The following is an 18,020-nucleotide window of genomic DNA, read 5'->3' as shown; positions in this document are numbered from 1 at the left end:
CGCCGCATACTGCGTTGTTCGATCGCTCGTGGCGTACGGCCGGGGCCGGAGCGTACGGCCCGCACGGCCGGCCCGGGCCGTACGCCTCGACACCGAGGAGAGATACATGGTGATGACCGAGTCCACCGGCGCCACGAGGAGTTCCGCGCCCTTACCGCTGCGCGTCGCCTGGGGCGTGCTGGCTGCCTTCCTGCTGCTCTGGGACGTCTTCGAGGTGCTCAAGCACATGGGCTGGGTGATCCCGGGGGCCGCCCTCGGCGCCGCCCTGCCCTTCCTCGGCCGGCTGGCCGGGCTGGGCCGGCCCCACGAGCCGGGTCAGCTCGCTCCCCGGGCCGTACCCCTGCACAACCTCCTGAACCGGGCCGTGATCCCGTTCGCGATCATGGTCGTCTTCTCCTTCCTCGGGGACGGCCCCGAGGACATCGCGGCCCCCTTCACCTTCGGCATGAGCTGGCTCACCTCCATCGCGTTCGCCCGCGCCCTCGGCTTCGGCCTGCGGACACCGGACGGCTGGCAGCGCTGAACCCGCCACGGTCCCAGGCCCGCCGCCCTTCCCCCGGGGCCGCGGGCCTTTTCCGTGCGCGTCCGACGCCCTTGGGGGCCGTCCGTGCGCGCCCCCGCCGGTACAGGGAGCCTTTATCGCTGCACAAGGCGCTCCTGCGACTGTCGGCTGGCAGCCCGACACGTCTGTGAACCGAAGTAGCCCTGGAGGCCACACCGATGGACACCGCCTCAGTGCCCCCCGCCGGGACCGGGACCGACAGCGAGACCGAGTACGAGTACCCCTTCCACCGTCCGTCCGCGGTGGAGGTGCCCCCCGTCTACGAGGAACTGCGCGCCAAGTGCCCCGTGGCCAAGGTGAGGCTGCCCAGCGGCGACGAGGGCTACGTCGTCAGCCGGTACGACGACGCCCGCGTCGTGCTGGCCGACCCCAGGTTCAGCCGGGCGGCGATGCTGGCCGAGGGCGCCCCCCGCCTCACCGCGGCCCCGCCCATGCCCGGCAGCCTGTTCACCATGGACCCGCCCGAGCACACCCGGGTGCGCAGGCTCGTCTCCCGCGAGTTCACCGCCCGCCGCGTGCAGAACCTCCGCCCGCGCATCCAGCAGCTGACCGACGAGCTGCTGGACGAGATGGAGGAGCTGTCCCCGCCGGTCGACCTCAACCCGGTCTTCGCCTTCCCCCTGCCGGTGATGGTCATCTGCGAACTGCTCGGCGTGCCCTTCGAGGACCGGGACCGCTTCCGCGGCTGGTCCGACGCGTTCGTCTCCCTCACGGCGCACACCGCCGACGAGGTGATGGAACAGCGGATGTCGATGGTCCAGTACCTCGCCCAGCTGGTCCAGCGCAAGCGCGAGGAGCCCGCCGACGACCTCATGAGCGCCCTGGTCGCCGTGCACGACGACGACGGCGACCGGCTCAGCGAGCACGAGCTGATCACCATGGGCATCACCCTGCTGGTCGCCGGCCACGAGACCACGGTCAGCATGATCGGCAAGTGCGTCCTGACCCTGCTGCGCCACCCCGAGCACCTGGCCGCCCTGCGTGAGCACCCCGAGAGCATCGACCACGTGGTGGAGGAGCTGCTGCGGATCAACCCCATCGGTGACGGCGGCCCGTTCCGCGTCACCCTGGAGGACGTCGAGATCGCCGGCACCACCATCCCCAAGGGCAGCGGTGTCATCGCGGCCGTCGCCTCCGCCAACCAGGACCCGGAGCGCTTCGGGGCGGACTCCGGTGCCTTCGACCCGGCGCGGCCCTCGGCCGGCGCCCACCTGGCGCTCGGCCACGGCGCGCACTTCTGCCTGGGCGCGGCCCTGGCCCGCGCGGAGCTGCAGATCGCCGTCTCCTCGCTGATCCGCCGCTTCCCCCGGCTGGCCCTGGCCGACGACGTCGACAACCTCAGCCTCACCAGCGGCATGATGGTGCACGCCCTGAGCCGGATGCCCGTCACCTGGTGACCTCCGCCGGTGATCGCCGGCCCACAGACCGCTGCCCGGGTCCCCTCCGAGGGACCCGGGCAGCGGTCTGCGGCGGTGCGCCCGTTCAGGGGCGGCTGGCCGGCTGCCGCACCACCCGCGGGGCCACGACCGGCCCCGGCTCCTGCACCTGGAAGTACGCCCTGGCCAGCACCTTCTGCTGGAGCGCACGGTTGCGGTCCACCACCCGGTACAGGGACCGGCGGGCCAGACCGCCGAGCCGCCCGTCGAGCGCGAACAGCCGCTCCTGGCGCAGCTGGAGGGCGCGGGAACGGCGTACGGCCTCCTCCCGCGACGCCTGGAACGTCTCGCCGGCCCTCACCAGCGCGGCCGCGCTGTCGTCGGCGAGCGCCTCACCGACCAGCGGTGCCAGCGTCACCGCGTCGATGATGGCGTGGTTGACGCCCTGGCCGAGGATCGGCGTCAGGGTGTGCGCCGCGTCGCCCATGAGGATCAGACCCGGCATGGACCAGCGGGGCACGACCGTGGTGAAGATGTCCAGCATCGAGGTGTCCGACCAGGCCCGCACCTCCTTGCGCACGGTGTCCGACAGCTCCGGGGCGAGCCGGTCCAGCCGCTCGTGCAGCGCGCCCAGCCCCTGGGCGCGCAGGTCCTTCAGGCCCCCCTTCGGGATGTTGAGGCCCACGCGGACGCTGTCCGGATGGGTCGGGATGAACAGCCCGTGCTCACCGCCCCGGATGCGGATGCGGTACGTGTGGCTGTCCCACTCGTCGGGGAAGGGCAGCCGCAGCCAGATGACGTCCCGGTCAAGCGGCTGCTTCTCGTACGCCAGCCCGGACATCTCCCGGACCTTGCTGAACCGTCCGTCGGCCGCGACCGTCAGCGCGGCCCGCACGACCAGCTCGCCGTCGGGGGTGCGGGCGCGCACCCCGGTGACCGGGCCGCTGTCGCCCTGCTCGCGCAACAGGCCGACGGCGGTGGCGGACTGACGCAGCGTGAAGCCCGGGTGCGCCCGCCCCGCGTCGGCCAGGGCGGACAGCAGAGCGGGCTGCGGCAGCTCCACCGGGTAGGGGTGGGGGTAGCGGAAGTCGGAGAAGTCGACGCCCAGCACGGTGCTGCCGGAGTCGACGATCTCCATGTGGTGCATCTGCGCATAGGTTCCGTCGAGCCGGTCGAGCAGACCGAGCCGGTCCAGCAGCCACACCGAGTCCGGGGAGACCGACTCGCCGCGGAAGGACCGGTTGAAGTGTCCGCTCTGCTCCAGAACCACCACCGACACGGAACGCTTGGCGAGCTCCACGGCCAGAGTGAGCCCGGCCGGCCCCCCTCCGACCACGCACACCTGTGCGGTCAGCTCTGCTGTCATCGTTTTTGCTGCCTCTCCAGCGGAGTCATGGTCGGTCGATGGTGGGACCGCGGGCTAAAGCTCCCCTTGCAGCGACCGCCCCGCGCCCGGTCACCCGGACACGCCCCTGACGCCGGACGACTCGACCCTGGTCCGCAACGCGTCCGTGAGGTGGCGGAACCCCTGCTCGGACGGGGTGATGATCGAATCCGTGAACGGCACCAGCAGCCCGCTGAACCGTTCCGTCTGCACCACGTGGGTGCCGCCGTCGCGCGGGATCAGCTCGAAGCTGTGCACCCCGTCGAAGACACCGGGCACGCCGAGCCGGCCGCGCCAGCGCAGCAGCCGCCCCGGCTCGCTCTCCAGCACGGTCGGCCGGAACACCATCTCCCGCCCGCTGCCGGGCAGTCGGAAACGCAGGGTGAGCCGGGCGCCCGGCTCGGCCCGGCCGGCGGCCTCGACGAGGAAGGGGTTCCACTCGTGGAACCGCTCGAAGTCGGTGAGCACCGACCACACCCGGTCGACACTGCTGCGGATGTGCACGGCGGACGAGATACGGCGCATGGCATTCCTTCCGGGACGGACTGCGGTGAACACGGGCACGACGAAGGCCCCGTACGGCCGTGCCGACGTGCGCTCGGGACCTCGTACGGACGAAGGGGGCGGGACGGGACCGGGGCACCGGGCCGGAGGTACGGAGGCGAGGGCAGGGGGCAGGGCGAGCCGTGAAGGCGCTCGGGAGGCCGACGGTACCGGCCGGGCCGCGACCGGCGCGGTCCACGGCGCCGCGGCTCCAGTGCCGCATCAGGCAACGTTCGCCCCGTCGCGACGCCCGGCACGCACTCCCGCCGCACCGGGCACAAGCCCGAGTACATCCCGTACGAGGACGTACGCCCGGCACGCCGGGAGCACGCACCGGACGCCGCTCCTTGACAGGCGAACGTTGCCTGCCGCGGCACCAGCACGACCTCAGCGCCGGTCAGCACGGTCCTCTCCGGACGCTTCAGTGAGAATCCAGCGCCCTGCCCGACGCTTGGCATACGCGTCCCGCCCCCCACGGGCGCGAAGGAAGGAAAACCCATGTTCTCGGCTCTGGGCTCGGCCCTGCACCGCCGGCGGATCGCCGTGCTCCTGCTGACCCTCCTGGTCACGGCCCTGGCCACCGTGTACGGCGGCACCGTGTCGGAGAAGCTCTCCAACGGGCTGTCCGACTACGACGATCCGGGCGGCGGCAACGTCGCGGCCCGCGAGATCATCGAGCGGGCCACCGGCATCGACCCCCAGCAGGGCCATCTGCTGCTGGTCCGCACCGACGAGCGGCTCGACAAGGACACCGCCGCGCCGAAGGCCGTCACGGCCGCCGCGGCGCTCCTGCGGTCCCGACCCGAGGTCGAGCAGGTGGTCGACTACACCTCCCCCGACGGCGCCGCGCTCATCTCCCGCGACGGACGCAGCACCGTGGTCGTCGGCGCCACCGGCTCCATGACGGACCAGGAGAGCGCCCGCGCCGTGGAGCGGCTCCAGAAGGCCATCGACGACGATCCCGCGCTGCGCGGCCGCACCTGGCTGGGCGGCGCCACACCCGGCCACGTCCAGGTGGCCGAGGTCTCCGACACCGACCTGGCCCAGGCCGAACTCCTCGCCACCCCGGTCATCCTGGTGGTGCTCTTCCTGGTCTTCCGCGGGCTGGTCGCCGCCCTGATCCCCCTGCTGGGCGGCATCGTCTCGCTGCTGCTCACCATGGCGGGCCTGCGCGTCGCCACCGAGTTCATGAACGTCTCCACCGGCGCGATGAGCCTCGCCTTCGCCCTCGGCCTCGGTCTGTCCATCGACTTCGGGCTGCTGCTCGTCTCCCGCTACCGCGAGGAACTCGCCGAGCGCGGACCCGGGGCCGAGGCCGTGCTGCGGACCGTCGCCACCGCCGGCCGCACCGTGCTGTTCAGCTCCCTCACCGTGGCCGCCGCCCTCGCCGCGCTGATCGCGTTCCCGCAGCCCTACCTGCGGTCCATGGGACTGGCCGGCGTCATCACCGTGGTGTCGGCGGCCCTGTTCGCGCTCCTCGGACTGCCCCCGCTGCTCGCGCTGCTGGGCAAGCGGGTCAACTCCCTCGCCCCGCGCCGCTGGCAGCGCCACTCCGGTGCCGCCCGCGCCACCGAGGGACGCTGGTACCGCGTCGCACAGGCCGTGATGCGCCGCCCCGCGGTGTTCGCGCTCGCCGCCACGGCCGTACTGCTGGTGATCGCCTCGCCGCTGCTGGGCGTGCGCTTCACCGGAGTCGACCCCACCCTCCTGCCCGAGGAGACCAGCGCGGGCCGGGTCGCCGCCGTGCTCGACGAGGACTACGACGCGAGGGCCACCTCGCCCCTGCAGATCGTGCTGGAGACCGACGGCGCCCCGGACACGGCGCGGCTCGCCGACTACACCGAGCGGATCGGCGCCGTCCCCGGCGTCAGGTCGGTGGGCACCCCCGTCGAACTCGACGACCGGTACTGGGAGATCGACGCCGTCCTCGCCGAGGACCCCCTGACCGACTCGTCGATGGACGCCGTCGAAGCCGTCCAGGACCTGGCCGCCCCGTACCCCGCCCGCCACACCGGCCGCACCGCCGACTTCCTGGCGCAGCGCGCGAGCATCGCCGACAGCCTGCCCCGGGCCGGCGCCATCCTGGTCGTCGTCACGCTGCTGCTCCTCTTCGCCTTCTCCGGCTCGGTGGTGCTGCCCCTGAAGGCCCTCGTGATGAACCTGCTGTCCACCAGCGCCGCCTTCGGTTTCCTGGTGTGGGTGTTCCAGGACGGCAACCTCGGCTTCTCCGCGCAGACCGGGCTGGAGGCCACCACACCCGTCCTGGTCTTCGCGCTCGCGTTCGGACTGTCCACGGACTACAACGTCTTCCTGCTGAGCCGGATCAAGGAGGCCAGGTCCCAGGGCCTGGACAACCGCGAGGCCGTCGCCCAGGGCCTGTCCCGCACCGGTGGCATCGTCACCTCGGCCGCCGTCCTGTTCTGCATCCCGGTGGGCGCGCTCGCGCTGTCCCGGCTGGTGTTCATCCAGGAACTGGGCCTCGGCGCGGCGTTCGCCGTCCTCATCGACGCGACGGTGGTACGCGCCTTCCTCGTCCCTTCCCTCATGGCCCTCCTCGGCGCCGCCAACTGGTGGGCCCCGGGCCCTCTGCGCGCCCTGCACCGCGCGCTGCGCCTCGACCGGATGGAACACGCCGCCGAGGACGCCCCCGCCACCACGCCGGCCTCCGACAGGACGGCCACACCGGTCGGCTGACACGGTGCCGGCCGGCGCCCGTCGGCCGGCGACCGTCGGACCGAACCGGGAAAGCCCGGGACCCACTGACCACGGCCCCCGCGTCGGCGCCCCGCACAGGGGCGCACCGGCCGGGGGCCGTGGTGTCCGCCGTCCGCCGTCCGCCGTCGTCCACGGGGTGTGCCGTTCGCCGCGGGCCCTCCCGCGCCGTGCCGGTCAACCCGCTGTCGTGGGCGTCAGCCCCAGGTCCACCGCGGCCCTGCGCAGGGCGTCCGTCACCGCCGCGACCAGGGGATCGGGGCCCGAGCGGGAGGCCCGGTGGACCGCGGCGATGCGGCGGTGGCCCGCCACGGGTGCCGACGGGAGCGAGACCGTCTCGGCGGGCGCCCCGGCGAGAGCCAGGGTCGGGACGACCGCGGCGCCGAGACCCGCCCGGACCAGGGCGAGCACGGTCGGGAACTCCCGGCCGACATGGGCGCACCGCGCGGTGAAGCCGTACTCGGCGGAGATGCGCTCCAGGGCCCGGCCGCACGCGGTGCCGGGCGGCGCCGCGACCCAGGGACGCTCGGCGAGGTCACGCACCGAGCGGGGCGGCGGTGACCAGTCCGCCGGGGTGATCACCCGGTACTCGTCGTCGGCGACGGCCGTCGACTCCAGGTCGCGCCCCTGCCCGGCGGGGTCGGGATCCGCGCGGTCGTACTCGACGACCAGCAGGTCCAGGCCCCCGGTGCGCAGCTCCCGCAGGGCGTCGGGGCCCTCCGCCTCGATGACGCGCGGCTCCAGGCCAGGATGGGTGCGGGCGAGAGCGGCGAGGGCCGGGACCAGGAGGTGGCACACCGCCGAGGAGAACGCGGCGACGGCCACCGGGCCGGTCGCCCGGCCGCTCAGTTCGGCGAGCTCGCGGCGCGCCTCGGCCAGCTCCTGCTCGATGCGTTCGGCGCGTGCCGCCAGCAGCCGCCCCGCCGGGGTCAGCCCGGCCCGGCGGCGCGAGCGGTCCACCAGCGGACGGCCGACCTCCCGCTCCAGCTGCGCGAGATGCTGTGAGACGGCCGACGGCGTCAGATGCAGCACCTTCGCCGCGTCCACCACCCCGCCGCGCAGCGCCACGGCACGCAGGACGCGCAGACGGCGGGGGTCGAGTTCCATAAGCGGCACTGTAGCTGTGCTTCAGTAATCCTTGCTTGTGGTGAAGTGCGGCTGCAGGGAGGATCGGGCCATGAGCGAGAACGACGAGCAGTGGCGGGTCCGGTTCGACGCCGAGGTGACCTTCGGCAACGGCGGCGGACTGCGGACGCGGGGCTTCCTGCTGGACGTGCCCGGACCGGAGATCGGTGACGCGGAACTGGCCGAGCTGTTCGTCCGGCATCTCGGACTGCTCATGGTCGACACGGTGCGGGTCAGCGGCCGGGAGGCGGTGCGGGAGCCGCACAAGGGGTCACGCGGCACCGGCGGCGAGGGCCGCCGGACCGCGGACGGCACGGAGAGCGGCGCGCGCGGCTCGGACGCCGAGCGCGGGCGGGACGGCCGCCGGATCGTCGACCTCAGCCACACCATCCGGCACGGGATGACCACGTACCCCGGACTGCCCGGCCCCGAGATCGGCGAGCACCTCACACGGGAGGCGTCCCGTGACCACTACGCGCCCGGCACCGAGTTCGCCATCGGCCGCATCACGATGGTCTCCAACACGGGCACCTACCTGGACAGCCCCTTCCACCGCTTCGGCGGCGGACACGACCTGGCCGGGCTGCCGATCGGCACGTTCGCCGACCTCGACGGCGTCGTCGTCCGCGTCCACGACGCCGGAGGCCGGGCGGTCGACCGCGCCGCGCTGCTGCCGTACGACGTCACGGGGCGGGCCGTACTGATCCACACCGGATGGGACCGGCACTGGGGCACCGAGCGGTACGGCCACGGCCACCCCTACCTGACGGCGGACGCCGTGGCCTGGCTGGTCGACCGGCGGGCGGCCCTGGTCGGCATCGACTCCCTCAACATCGACGACACCGACGACGGCACCCGCCCCGCCCACACCGGACTCCTCGCCGCCGGCATCCCCGTCGTGGAGCACCTGCGCGGCCTGGACCGCCTTCCGCCGCAGGGCTTCCGCTTCCACGCCGCACCGCCGCCCGTCGAGGGAATGGGCACCTTCCCGGTGCGGGCGTACGCGCTCCTCGACGCAGCCGATAGGGCCGGGTGAGAGGCGTGCGCGAGGCGTGAACCGGCGGCCGGGCACGGGTGGGTCAGAGCCGTGTGGCCGTGCGGACCAGCCCGGCGAGGGCGAGGGAGCGGCTGTGCGCGGGCCAGGCGATGTGCGTGACGACGGGGGGTGCGTCGGTCAGCGGGACGGCGGTGTGCTCGGCCCACAGCCAGGCACGGGCGGAGTCGGGGAAGACGGCCACGGTACGTCCGAGGGCGATCAGCTGGGCGAGCTGTGTCAGGTCGTGGATCTCGGGGCCCGGTCCGGGCGGGTACGTGCCGTTGCGGGGCCAGCGGGCGAGCGGAAGGCCGGGGATGTCGCGGACGTCGTCCAGGGCCAGCGTGCTGTGCGCGGCGAGGGGGTGCCCGGCGGGCAGGATGGCGATCTGCCCCTCCGTCGTCAGTTCCTCGCTGTCGAACCCGGCAAGGGAGTTGAACGGTGCGTGCATGAGCGCCACATCGGCGCGGCCGTCGCGCAGCATCGCTTCCTGCTCGCACGTGCCGCTCGGCAGCACCTCTATCTCGGCGGCGTCGGGGTCGGCCGCGTAGGCGTCGAGGAGCTTGTGCAGCAGCTCGTGAGACGCGCCGGCCTTCACCGCCAGCACCAGACGACTGCGGGGACCGCCCGGCCTGTCGGCGCCGGCGGCACGACGGGTGCGGCGAGCGGCGGCGGTGGTCGCGTCGAGGGCTGCGCGGCCCTCGTGCAGCAGCATCTCTCCGGCGTCGGTCAGCCAGACGCCGCGGCGGTTGCGTCTCAGCAGACAGACGCCGAGGCGCCGCTCGAGCTGCTGGATCGCCCGGGACAGCGGCGGCTGGGCCATGCCGAGGCGCTGGGCGGCGCGGCCGAAGTGCAGTTCCTCGGCGACGGTGATGAAGTACCTCAGCTCGCGGGTCTCCAACATCTCCATGGTCACAGGGTACTTGGGTGATACCTAACAGGTATGACAGGGCACCGTATCGGTATTGGATGCCCCGCTCGTCCGCGAGCGAGCATCGACGGCATGAGCGAAACCACCGACTCCCCCTCCGTTTCCCTGCCCGGCGGCACCTGGACCCTGGGCGATCTGACCGTCACCCGCTTCGGCTACGGCGCCATGCAGCTCGCCGGCCCCGGGGTCATGGGCCCGCCTGCCGACCGCGACGGCGCGCTCGCCGTCCTGCGCGAGGCCGCCGGCCTCGGCATCACGCACATGGACACCGCCGGCGCGTACGGCCCCCGTGTCACCAACCAGCTGATCCGTGAAGCGCTGCACCCCTACTCCGCATCGCTGCACATCGTGACCAAAGTGGGTGCGGTCCGCGATCAGCAGGGCGGCTGGCCCCCGGCCCGGCGGCCCGAGGACCTGCGCCGTGCCGTCCACGAGAACCTCGAGGACCTCGGCCTCGCCGCGCTCGATGTCGTCAATCTCCGGCTCGGCAACGCTCAGGGTCCCCGGCCGGGCTCGCTCGCCGAGCCCTTCGAGACCCTCGTCGAACTGCGGCAGCAGGGCCTGATCAGGCACCTCGGAGTGAGCAACGCGACGGCGGAACAGGTCGCCGAGGCGCAGACGATCGCGCCGATCGTGTGTGTGCAGAACATGTACAACCTCGCCCACCGCCAGGACGACGAGCTGATCGACGACCTCGCCGACCAGGGCATCGCCTACGTGCCCTTCTTCCCGCTCGGCGGCTTCTCCCCGCTGCAGTCCACGGCGCTTTCCGCCGTGGCCACCCGGCTGGACGCGACGCCGATGTCGGTCGCCCTGGCCTGGCTGCTGCGGCGGTCGCCGAACATCCTGCTCATTCCCGGCACCTCGTCGGTGGCGCACCTGCGCGAGAACGTCGTCGGCGCGGGGCTCTCGCTCTCCGACGAGGACCTTGCCGAGTTGGACGAGATCGGCCGCCAGGACACAGCCCGGCCGCGAGCGGAATGAAGACGAAGGGGCGGCTCCGCCTCGGGCCCCGTCGCCGCGGCCGGGCGGACCGGTGGCCCGCAGGGGGGCGTGTTGGGCGCCCGCCGCCGGCGGCCGGGCACTCAGGCGGTACGGCGTGCGGCCCAGACGGTGCGTTCGGTGCGCACGGCGAGATCGTCGCGGCGCAGGATGCTGTGCGCGCCGCCGATGTCGAGCAGCCGGTCGATCGCGGCCAGGTCCTCGGCCGGGAGTGCGTCGGCCACGCTCCGGCGCATGCGCTGCAGGCTGCCGAGGGCGTAGGCGCCGACCGCCTTGTTGTCGGAGCCTGGGATGTTCACGGCGACAGTGAGTTCGCCCTCGACGGCGAACCCTGCCTCGACCAGCTTCAGCCCCCAGTCGGCACCGCGGTGGGGGACGTGCTCGGCGTGGAGGCGACTGCTCGCCTCGTGGCAGCGCTCCTCCAGGCCGGGCCGGTCCTCCGGGGCGTCCTCGGGCAGGAACCGGGGGAAGCCGGACAGTTCCACCACGGCGAACAGTCCGCCCGGCGGGAGCAGGTCGTGGACGTGGCGCAGGGCACGGTCGGGACGGGCCGCGTGGTGCAACGAGGCTGATGCCCAGACCAGGTCCGGCGCGCCGAGGTCGGGCCAGTCGGCCTCGTCGAGATCGGCCTGAACGGTACGCACGTGCCCCTCCACGCCCCGGGCCCGCGCCTTCTCCCGCAGGCGCTGGAGGTGTCCGGCCGAGATGTCGACCGCCGTGATGTGGGCGCCGGGGAAACGGTCGAGGAGCGTGAAGGTGCCCGCCCCGGTGCCGCATCCCAGGTCCACGATCCGGCCGGGTGGTTCCTGAACCGGCAGCCACCGGGCGAGGGCGGCGGTGTGCTCGGCCAGAACCTGTGCGTCCAGGTCGAGGATCTCCGCCTGCCCGTCGACGTCATGCCGGTGGTGGCCAGGGAGGGAGGTCTGCGGGTGTGTGTGGGTCATGGCCCGACGCTACGGCGATCACGCACGCGGGGCGTCCTGGCTTCCCGTATCGGCAACGAGACGGCGGTGCGGAGTGCCGGACGCGCAAGACGCCACTCCTCAGCGGGCCGACGGTCCCGTGCGGGAGCCTTCTCAAGCGTGGTCGCCGCTGTCGGCGCGTGGGGTGTCGCGCTGGTGGCCGCGGCGGGCGTCGCGATCGAAGATGCCCAGGATCTCGCAGGGTCCGCCCTCGGCGCCGATGGCGTGCGGCAGCATCGTGGGGAACTCGGCGGCCTGGTTCGTCTCGACGCGAAAGCGCCGGTTGCCCAGCAGGAGCACCGCGGTGCCGGACAGGACCACGAGCCATTCGCGGCCCGGGTGGGCACGCATGCGCGAGGGATGGTCCTGGGGCGGCTCGGTCATCCGCTGGCGCACGACACTCATACCGGGGTCGCCCTTGACGGGCCAGCGCATCAGCCCGTGCGCACTGTCGATCATGGGACTGGTGACGACGTCGTCGGAGGCGGTCTCCACCAACTGGTCCAGAGAGGTGTCCAGAGCGCGGGCCAGGGCGACCAACTGGTCCAGCGCGAGACGCCGTCGGCCGTTCTCGATGCGGGAGAGCGTGGACTGACTGAACCTGGCGCGGTCGGCCAGTTCCTCCAGGGACCAGCCCTGCGCCACCCGCAAAGCACGGATGCGTTTGCGTACGAGGCTGTCCAACTCGCTGTCGCCTTGCGTCATGGGCAACATCGTATGCCCTTCCCGCAAGACGGGATTAGCGTCCTGCGCAGAGGCACGACGCCGCCGCCCGACAGCCGCCCGGCGCGCGCCCACCGATCTCCAGCCCGATCCCGGCGGCCGGACACGGGTCCGCCGCTGCCTCCGCATGTCTTCCCGAGAGGAATCCATGAGTACGAACCAGCCCGCACCAGCCGCAGCCGACGGTGCCGACCACGCCGGCGGTGCGCCGGACGCGCGTCAGCTGCGCGCCGTCCTGATCGCGGTCTGTGTCGCGTTGATGGCGGTCATCGCCTCGGTGTCCGGACTGAACGTCGCGCAGCCCGACCTGGCCGTCGAGTTCGGCGCCTCGCAGGCCACCGTCCTGTGGATCATCAACATCTACACGCTCACCCTGGCCGCCCTGCTGCTGCCGCTCGGCGCCATCGGTGACCGGCTGGGCCGCAAGCCCATGCTGATCACCGGCCTGGTCGTCTTCGGCGTCGCCGGCGCGACGGCTGGGCTCGCCCCATCGGCCGACGTCATGATCGGCGCGCGCCTGCTCAGCGGCATCGGCGCGGCGATGATCATGCCCATCACCCTCGCTGTGATCACTTCCACCTTCCCGGAGGAGGAGCGCGGCAAGGCGATCGGCGTGTGGACCGGCGTCGCCGGAGGCGGCGGCATCCTGGGCATGTTCCTCTCCGCCGCACTGGTGGACGTCGCCAGCTGGCGCTACCTGTTCATCCTGCCCGTCGCGCTGGCCGTCGTCGCACTCGCCATGGCGGTGCGCTCGGTGCCCAACTCCAGCGAGCACCCGGACCACCCCTTCGACACCGTCGGCGCACTGGCCTCCGCCGTCACCGTCGTCGGCCTCATCTTCGTCCTCCAGGAAGGCCCCGAGCACGGCTGGAGCGCCCCCGCCACCCTGACCGGTCTCGCCGTCGGTCTCCTCGCCGGTGTCTTCTTCGTGGTCCGGGAGCTGCGCCGCGGGGACGCCGCTCTGCTGGACGTCCGCCTGTTCCGCGACCGTGGCCTGGCCGGCGGATCGATCACGCTGCTGACCCTCTTCGGCGTCCAAGCGGGAATCTTCGTCGTCCTCTTCCCGTTCTTCCAGGCCGTCCTGGGCTGGTCGGGCCTGCTGTCCACGCTCGCGCTGATGCCCATGGCCGCGGCGATGATGACCACCTCGGGCCTGGCCCCCGCACTGGCCGCCCGCATCGGCTCCCGCTCCACCATGGCCACGGGGATCGCGCTGGCCGGTGCCGGTTTGGCGCTGATGGCCCTCATCGTCTCCGCCGACGGCGGATACCTGTCGATCCTGCCCGGCATGCTCGCCATGGGCATCGGCATGGGCCTGTCGATGACCCCGTCCACCGAGGCCATCACCGGCTCCCTGCCACGTGAGAGGCAGGGGGTCGCCTCCGCCCTCAACGACGTCACCCGTGAGTTCGGCACCGCCCTGGGCGTCGCCCTGCTCGGCGCACTGCTGTCCTCCGGATACCGCAGCGCCATCGACGGCAGGCTCGACGGCGTTCCCCGGGACGCCGCGGACACCGCACGCGCAGGTGTCGCGAACGCCGTCGAGGCGGTGGGCGGTACAGGGCCCCACGCGCGGGAACTGGCGCAAGCCGCGCGGGAGTCCTTCGTCGACGGTTGGCAGCAGGCCATGTGGGCGGGGGTGGTGGTCATGGGCGGCCTGCTCCTCTACATCCTCGCCCGCGGCCCGAAGGACACCGTCCCCGCGGCCGGAACCCGCGCGGAGGCCGCCGAGGCTCTGTCGTCCCGGTGACCCCGCGGAGGTGTCCTCGGCGGGCGCGCCTGCCGGCGAACGACCGTCCGCCGACCCTCGCACCGTGAGCGCGAACCCGTGTGGTGAGCCACGGACTACCGCGTGGATACAGGCCGGAAGGAGTGTCCAGTGCCGCGACGGGCAACGTTTGCCCCGTCGCGACGCCCGGCTCGCACTCCCGCCGCACCGGGCGCAAGCCCGAGTACGTCCCGTACGAGGACGTGCGCCCGGCACGCCGAGAGCACGCACAAACGCCGCTCCTCGACGGGCAGACGTTGCCTGCCGCGGCACCAGGCTGAGCCGGTGACCGCCCTCGACATCCAGCACGTGGACGGTGCCGCCGGCGACGAGCAGCTCGAAGCCTGGCGGTACGTCCACAACACGATCATCCCCGCGCACCTCCTCTCCCTGGCCGACGTCCGCGAGCGCGCCGCCCGCAACCACCTCGAACTGGCCTACGCGGAAGGCGAGTTGATCGGCAACTCCACGGTCCGTCCGCCCGCCGGGGCCGACGCCGCGGCCATGGTCGCCGCCCGCGTCCTCGCCGCGCACCGCGGTCGCGGCCACGGCGGGCACCTGTACGAACGGGCGCTCCTGAAGGCACGTGAACTGGGCGCACGGGTCATCGAGACCTGCGTCCTGGAGTCCACCGAGGACGGCCTCCGCTTCGCCGAGAGGCACGGCTTCGTACAGACCGAGCGCTACCGACTGGACGGCGACCCGACCTGGGGGATCGACCTGCGGCTGGCCGGGTAGCTCCGCCGCCGGAGCGGCCCGGCCGTCGGGCTCACGACGAGCACGCCCGGCTCACAGCGGGCACGCCCGGCTCACTACGAGCACGCCCGGCTCACAGCGCGCCCGCGAGATCCAGTGCCGCCACGTAGCCGAAGGTCATCGCGGGCCCGATCGTCGAGCCCGCGCCCGCGTAACTGCGGCCCATCACCGCGGCGCTGGCGTTGCCCGCCGCGTACAGGCCGCGGATCACCGAGCCGTCCGGGCGCAGGACCCGGGCCCGGGCGTCGGTGAGCAGCCCGCCCTTGGTGCCGAGGTCGCCGGGGACGATGCGCAGGGCGTAGTACGGCGGCAGCCACAGCGGCGCCAGACAGGAGTTGGGCCGCACGGACGGGTCCGTGTAGTAGTGGTCGTAGGCGCTGTCGCCGCGCCCGAAGTCGGGGTCGTCGCCCTGCCGGGCCTGGGAGTTGAAGCGGTCGACGGTGGCGCGCAGCGCGCCCGCGGGGACGCCGATCGCGGAGGCGAGCGCGTCCAGCGACCACGCCTTGTGGACGGCCCCGGCGTCGTACCACTCGGCGGGGAACGGCAGCGCCGGCACGATGTCCTTGAACAGGTACCGGTTGCGGTAGTTCTGGTCGACGACCAGCCAGGCCGGGATGTGGCGGGCGGACGGGGTGTCGCGCTCGTACATCGTGTGGACGACATCGCTGTACGGCCCGGCCTCGTTGACGAACCGGGCGCCCGCCGCGTTGACCAACAGGCCACCGGGGAGCGTGCGTTCGGCGAGGCAGAACCACGGCTGCCCCGGGGTGGCGACGGCCGGCCCCCACCAGGCGTCGTCCATCAGAGCCACGTCGGCGCCCGCGCGCTGCCCGGCGCGGATGCCGTCGCCGGTGTTCTCCTTCGCGCCCACGGACCAGTGCGCGACGGGCTGCTCCTGGTACTGCTCGCGCATGGCGGCGTTGTGCTCGAAGCCCCCGGAGCCGACGACGACGCCGCGCCGGGCCCGCAGCAGCCCCGGGGCGCCGTCGCGGGTGACGACGGCCCCGGTGACCGCCCCGTTCTCGAGGTGCAGGTCGGTCAGCGGGGTGTCGAGCCACACCGGTACGCCGGCGGAGAGGAGGCCGGCGCGCAGTCCGCCCGCCAGGGCCTGGCCCATGGTGAGCGGCTTCTGCCCGAGCAGTGCCGCCCTGGTCCCCCGCGCGAGGCACTCGGCGGCGACGGCGACTCCCTTGGCGCTCACGGCGGTCAGGGCGAGCCACTTGTAGTCGGCGCTGAAGACGACCATGCCGGGCGGGGTGGCCAGGTACGGCGGGTTCAGCCGGGCGAGTTCGGCGCCCAGCACGTTCCCGTCGAGCTGGTCGGGCTCGATGGAGCGGCCGTTCGGCAGCCCGCCGGGCAACTCCGGGTAGTAGTCGCTGTACCCCTCCATCCAGCGGAACCTGAGCGGGCTGTTCGCCATGACGAAGGAGAGCATGGCGGGGCCGTGGTCCAGGAACGCCTTCTGCCGGTCTGCCGGGACGTCGTCGCCGACCACGGCCGCGAGGTACCGGGCGGCCTTGGCCGGGGTGTCGGGCACACCGGCGGCCTTGATGACGCTGTTGTTGGGCAGCCAGATCCCCGCGCCGGACCGGGCCGCCGACCCCCCGAAGGTCGGCGCCTTCTCCACGACGACGCAGCTCAGCCCCTTGCTGGCCGCCGTCAGCGCGGCGGTCATCCCGGCGGCACCGGAGCCGATGACGACGACGTCGTAGGTGCCGAGCAGGGGAGGGGCGGCAGCCGGTTCCGCCGCGACGGCCGTACCGCCGAGCCCCCCGGCCGCCACGGCGGCCCCGGCCCCGGCGGCGGCCCCGAGCACACGCCGCCGCGACGGGGCGGCGGCCGGTACGGTCGTACGTCTGTGGGGGTCCGCGCTCTTGGACATGCAGGTCGCTCCAGCCTGGTCAAGGGGTGGGTGGCCGTGCTGCTTCCCCGGGAGGCACACGTGCCCCTGCGTCCCGGGTGGGTGCGGAGCCTCGAATCTGACGGGCGGGCATGGCGAAGTCAAGGCATGCGTCGCGCAGGATGTTCGGTACGAGAGGCCCCCGCGCTTCGGGCGCAGGGCGCAGGTGGCGGCCCCGTGATGTGCACCTGGCCGGATGAGGCGCATCGCCCGATGCCCGGGCCGCCGTCACGCGCTCGAACCGTTTCGGGGGAAGCGCGAACGGGAACGGTCCGGGCAGCGTGGTCCCGGTCCTGACGGACCGAGGGAGGGGGAGCGCTGTGCATGACCTCGCACGGGCACCGGACCACGTCCGGGCGCCCGACGGGCGGCTGCTCCGGGTCGAGTGCTCGGGGGATCCGGCAGGGCGGCCCGTCTTTCTCTTCCACGGCATGCCGGGCAGCCGCGTCGGCCCCCGGCCGCGGCCGATGTTCCTCTACCAGCGGGGGACACGCCTCATCAGCTACGACCGGCCCGGCTACGGAGGGTCCGACCGTCGAGCGGGGCGCCGCGTCGTGGACGCGGTGGAGGACGTGACCGTCGTCGCCGACGCGCTCGGTGTGGACCGGTTCGCGGTGGTGGGCCGTTCCGGGGGCGCCCCGCACGCCCTGGCGTGCGCCGCCCTGCTGCCGCACCGGGTGACGAGGGCCGCGGCCCTCGTCAGCCTCGCGCCCCGTGACGCGACGGGTCTGGACTGGTTCGCGGGCATGGCGCCGTCGAACGTGCGGGACTTCCGCTCGGTGCTCACCGACCCGCAGGGCTTCACCGACCGGCTGATACCGCGTTCCGCCGCGATCCGCTCCGACCCCGCCCGGCTGCTGGAGGACCTCCGCGCGGACCTCACCGACGACGACCGTCTGATCGTCTCCGACAACGGAATCCGCTCCATGCTGCTGCGCAACTACCACGAGGCGGTGCGGTCCTCTCCGTACGGATGGCTCGACGACGCGCTCGCCCTGACCTCGCCCTGGGGCTTCGACCCCGGCGAGATCCGGGTGCCCGTGCTGTGCTGGTTCGGGGCGAAGGACGTCTTCTCCCCGGCGGCCCATTCGACGTGGCTCGCCGCACGCATCCCGCGGGCCACGGCCGTCCTCGAACCGGCCGCCGCCCACTTCGCCTCGCTGCGCGCCCTGCCGACGGTGCTGGGCTGGCTCCTCAAGGGGACGCCCCTGCCCGTGACACCACCGGTCTGAGCCGTGGGGAC

15 protein-coding genes are annotated in these 18,020 nt (G+C 73.3%); 8 read left to right on the top strand and 7 right to left on the bottom strand.

The window, feature by feature from the left end; all coding sequences use genetic code 11:
- Nucleotides 1-106 precede the first annotated feature (106 nt).
- Both GSY65_RS11235 and GSY65_RS11230 read left to right on the top strand, forming a co-directional pair.
- A complete protein-coding gene (locus GSY65_RS11235) occupies nucleotides 107-523 on the top strand; it encodes a hypothetical protein (protein WP_159767200.1) in 417 nt (138 codons plus the stop codon).
- Between the two features lie 197 nt (nucleotides 524-720).
- A complete protein-coding gene (locus GSY65_RS11230) occupies nucleotides 721-1,959 on the top strand; it encodes a cytochrome P450 (protein ID WP_159767199.1) in 1,239 nt (412 codons plus the stop codon).
- 85 nt (nucleotides 1,960-2,044) lie between these two features.
- Here the strand turns inward: GSY65_RS11230 and GSY65_RS11225 are convergent, their stop codons facing one another.
- Nucleotides 2,045-3,304: an FAD-dependent oxidoreductase gene (locus GSY65_RS11225; RefSeq protein ID WP_159767198.1), complete on the bottom strand. Its 1,260-nt coding sequence runs from the start codon at nucleotides 3,302-3,304 to the stop codon at nucleotides 2,045-2,047.
- A gap of 90 nt (nucleotides 3,305-3,394) precedes the next feature.
- Entirely contained in the window at nucleotides 3,395-3,847 is a 453-nt protein-coding gene (locus tag GSY65_RS11220) for an SRPBCC domain-containing protein (RefSeq protein WP_159767197.1), read from the bottom strand.
- A 516-nt stretch (nucleotides 3,848-4,363) separates the two neighbouring features.
- Here GSY65_RS11220 and GSY65_RS11215 point away from each other — a divergent pair.
- Entirely contained in the window at nucleotides 4,364-6,559 is a 2,196-nt protein-coding gene (locus tag GSY65_RS11215) for an MMPL family transporter (RefSeq protein ID WP_159767196.1), read from the top strand.
- A 195-nt stretch (nucleotides 6,560-6,754) separates the two neighbouring features.
- Here GSY65_RS11215 and GSY65_RS11210 read toward each other — a convergent pair whose 3' ends face one another.
- Nucleotides 6,755-7,684, bottom strand: a complete 930-nt coding sequence (locus tag GSY65_RS11210; RefSeq protein ID WP_159767195.1) for a LysR family transcriptional regulator — start codon at nucleotides 7,682-7,684, stop codon at nucleotides 6,755-6,757.
- Between the two features lie 70 nt (nucleotides 7,685-7,754).
- On the opposite strand from GSY65_RS11210, the gene GSY65_RS11205 reads away from it, so the two are divergent.
- Nucleotides 7,755-8,738, top strand: coding sequence for a cyclase family protein (locus GSY65_RS11205; RefSeq protein ID WP_159767194.1), 984 nt, complete (start codon nucleotides 7,755-7,757; stop codon nucleotides 8,736-8,738).
- 43 nt (nucleotides 8,739-8,781) lie between these two features.
- Here GSY65_RS11205 and GSY65_RS11200 read toward each other — a convergent pair whose 3' ends face one another.
- A complete protein-coding gene (locus GSY65_RS11200; RefSeq protein ID WP_159767193.1) occupies nucleotides 8,782-9,645 on the bottom strand; it encodes a LysR family transcriptional regulator in 864 nt (287 codons plus the stop codon).
- 93 nt (nucleotides 9,646-9,738) lie between these two features.
- Here GSY65_RS11200 and GSY65_RS11195 point away from each other — a divergent pair, with 93 nt between their 5' ends.
- On the top strand, nucleotides 9,739-10,650 hold the full coding sequence (locus GSY65_RS11195) for an aldo/keto reductase family oxidoreductase (protein WP_159767192.1): 912 nt from the start codon (nucleotides 9,739-9,741) through the stop codon (nucleotides 10,648-10,650).
- Nucleotides 10,651-10,751: 101 nt separating this feature from the next.
- Here GSY65_RS11195 and GSY65_RS11190 read toward each other — a convergent pair whose 3' ends face one another.
- Together GSY65_RS11190 and GSY65_RS11185 are read right to left on the bottom strand one after the other, a co-directional pair.
- The gene (locus GSY65_RS11190; RefSeq protein WP_159767191.1) at nucleotides 10,752-11,612 is read right to left on the bottom strand and encodes a class I SAM-dependent methyltransferase; all 861 of its coding nucleotides are present in this window, start codon (nucleotides 11,610-11,612) and stop codon (nucleotides 10,752-10,754) included.
- A gap of 132 nt (nucleotides 11,613-11,744) precedes the next feature.
- Entirely contained in the window at nucleotides 11,745-12,344 is a 600-nt protein-coding gene (locus tag GSY65_RS11185) for a helix-turn-helix domain-containing protein (protein ID WP_159767190.1), read from the bottom strand.
- A 157-nt stretch (nucleotides 12,345-12,501) separates the two neighbouring features.
- Here GSY65_RS11185 and GSY65_RS11180 point away from each other — a divergent pair, with 157 nt between their 5' ends.
- Nucleotides 12,502-14,103 (top strand): MFS transporter, encoded by a 1,602-nt coding sequence (locus GSY65_RS11180; RefSeq protein ID WP_159767189.1) that lies wholly within the window; start codon nucleotides 12,502-12,504, stop codon nucleotides 14,101-14,103.
- Between the two features lie 303 nt (nucleotides 14,104-14,406).
- A complete protein-coding gene (locus GSY65_RS11175; protein WP_236579740.1) occupies nucleotides 14,407-14,859 on the top strand; it encodes a GNAT family N-acetyltransferase in 453 nt (150 codons plus the stop codon).
- 91 nt (nucleotides 14,860-14,950) lie between these two features.
- Here GSY65_RS11175 and kstD read toward each other — a convergent pair whose 3' ends face one another.
- Entirely contained in the window at nucleotides 14,951-16,759 is a 1,809-nt protein-coding gene (gene kstD, locus GSY65_RS11170; RefSeq protein WP_159767188.1) for a 3-oxosteroid 1-dehydrogenase, read from the bottom strand.
- 338 nt (nucleotides 16,760-17,097) lie between these two features.
- On the opposite strand from kstD, the gene GSY65_RS11165 reads away from it, so the two are divergent.
- On the top strand, nucleotides 17,098-18,009 hold the full coding sequence (locus tag GSY65_RS11165) for an alpha/beta fold hydrolase (RefSeq protein WP_159767187.1): 912 nt from the start codon (nucleotides 17,098-17,100) through the stop codon (nucleotides 18,007-18,009).
- The last annotated feature ends 11 nt before the right edge of the window (nucleotides 18,010-18,020 follow it).

Source organism: Streptomyces sp. HM190 (genome assembly GCF_009857135.1).
Lineage (GTDB): Bacteria > Actinomycetota > Actinomycetes > Streptomycetales > Streptomycetaceae > Streptomyces > Streptomyces heilongjiangensis.
This window is presented reverse-complemented; position numbering and strand designations above follow the sequence as displayed.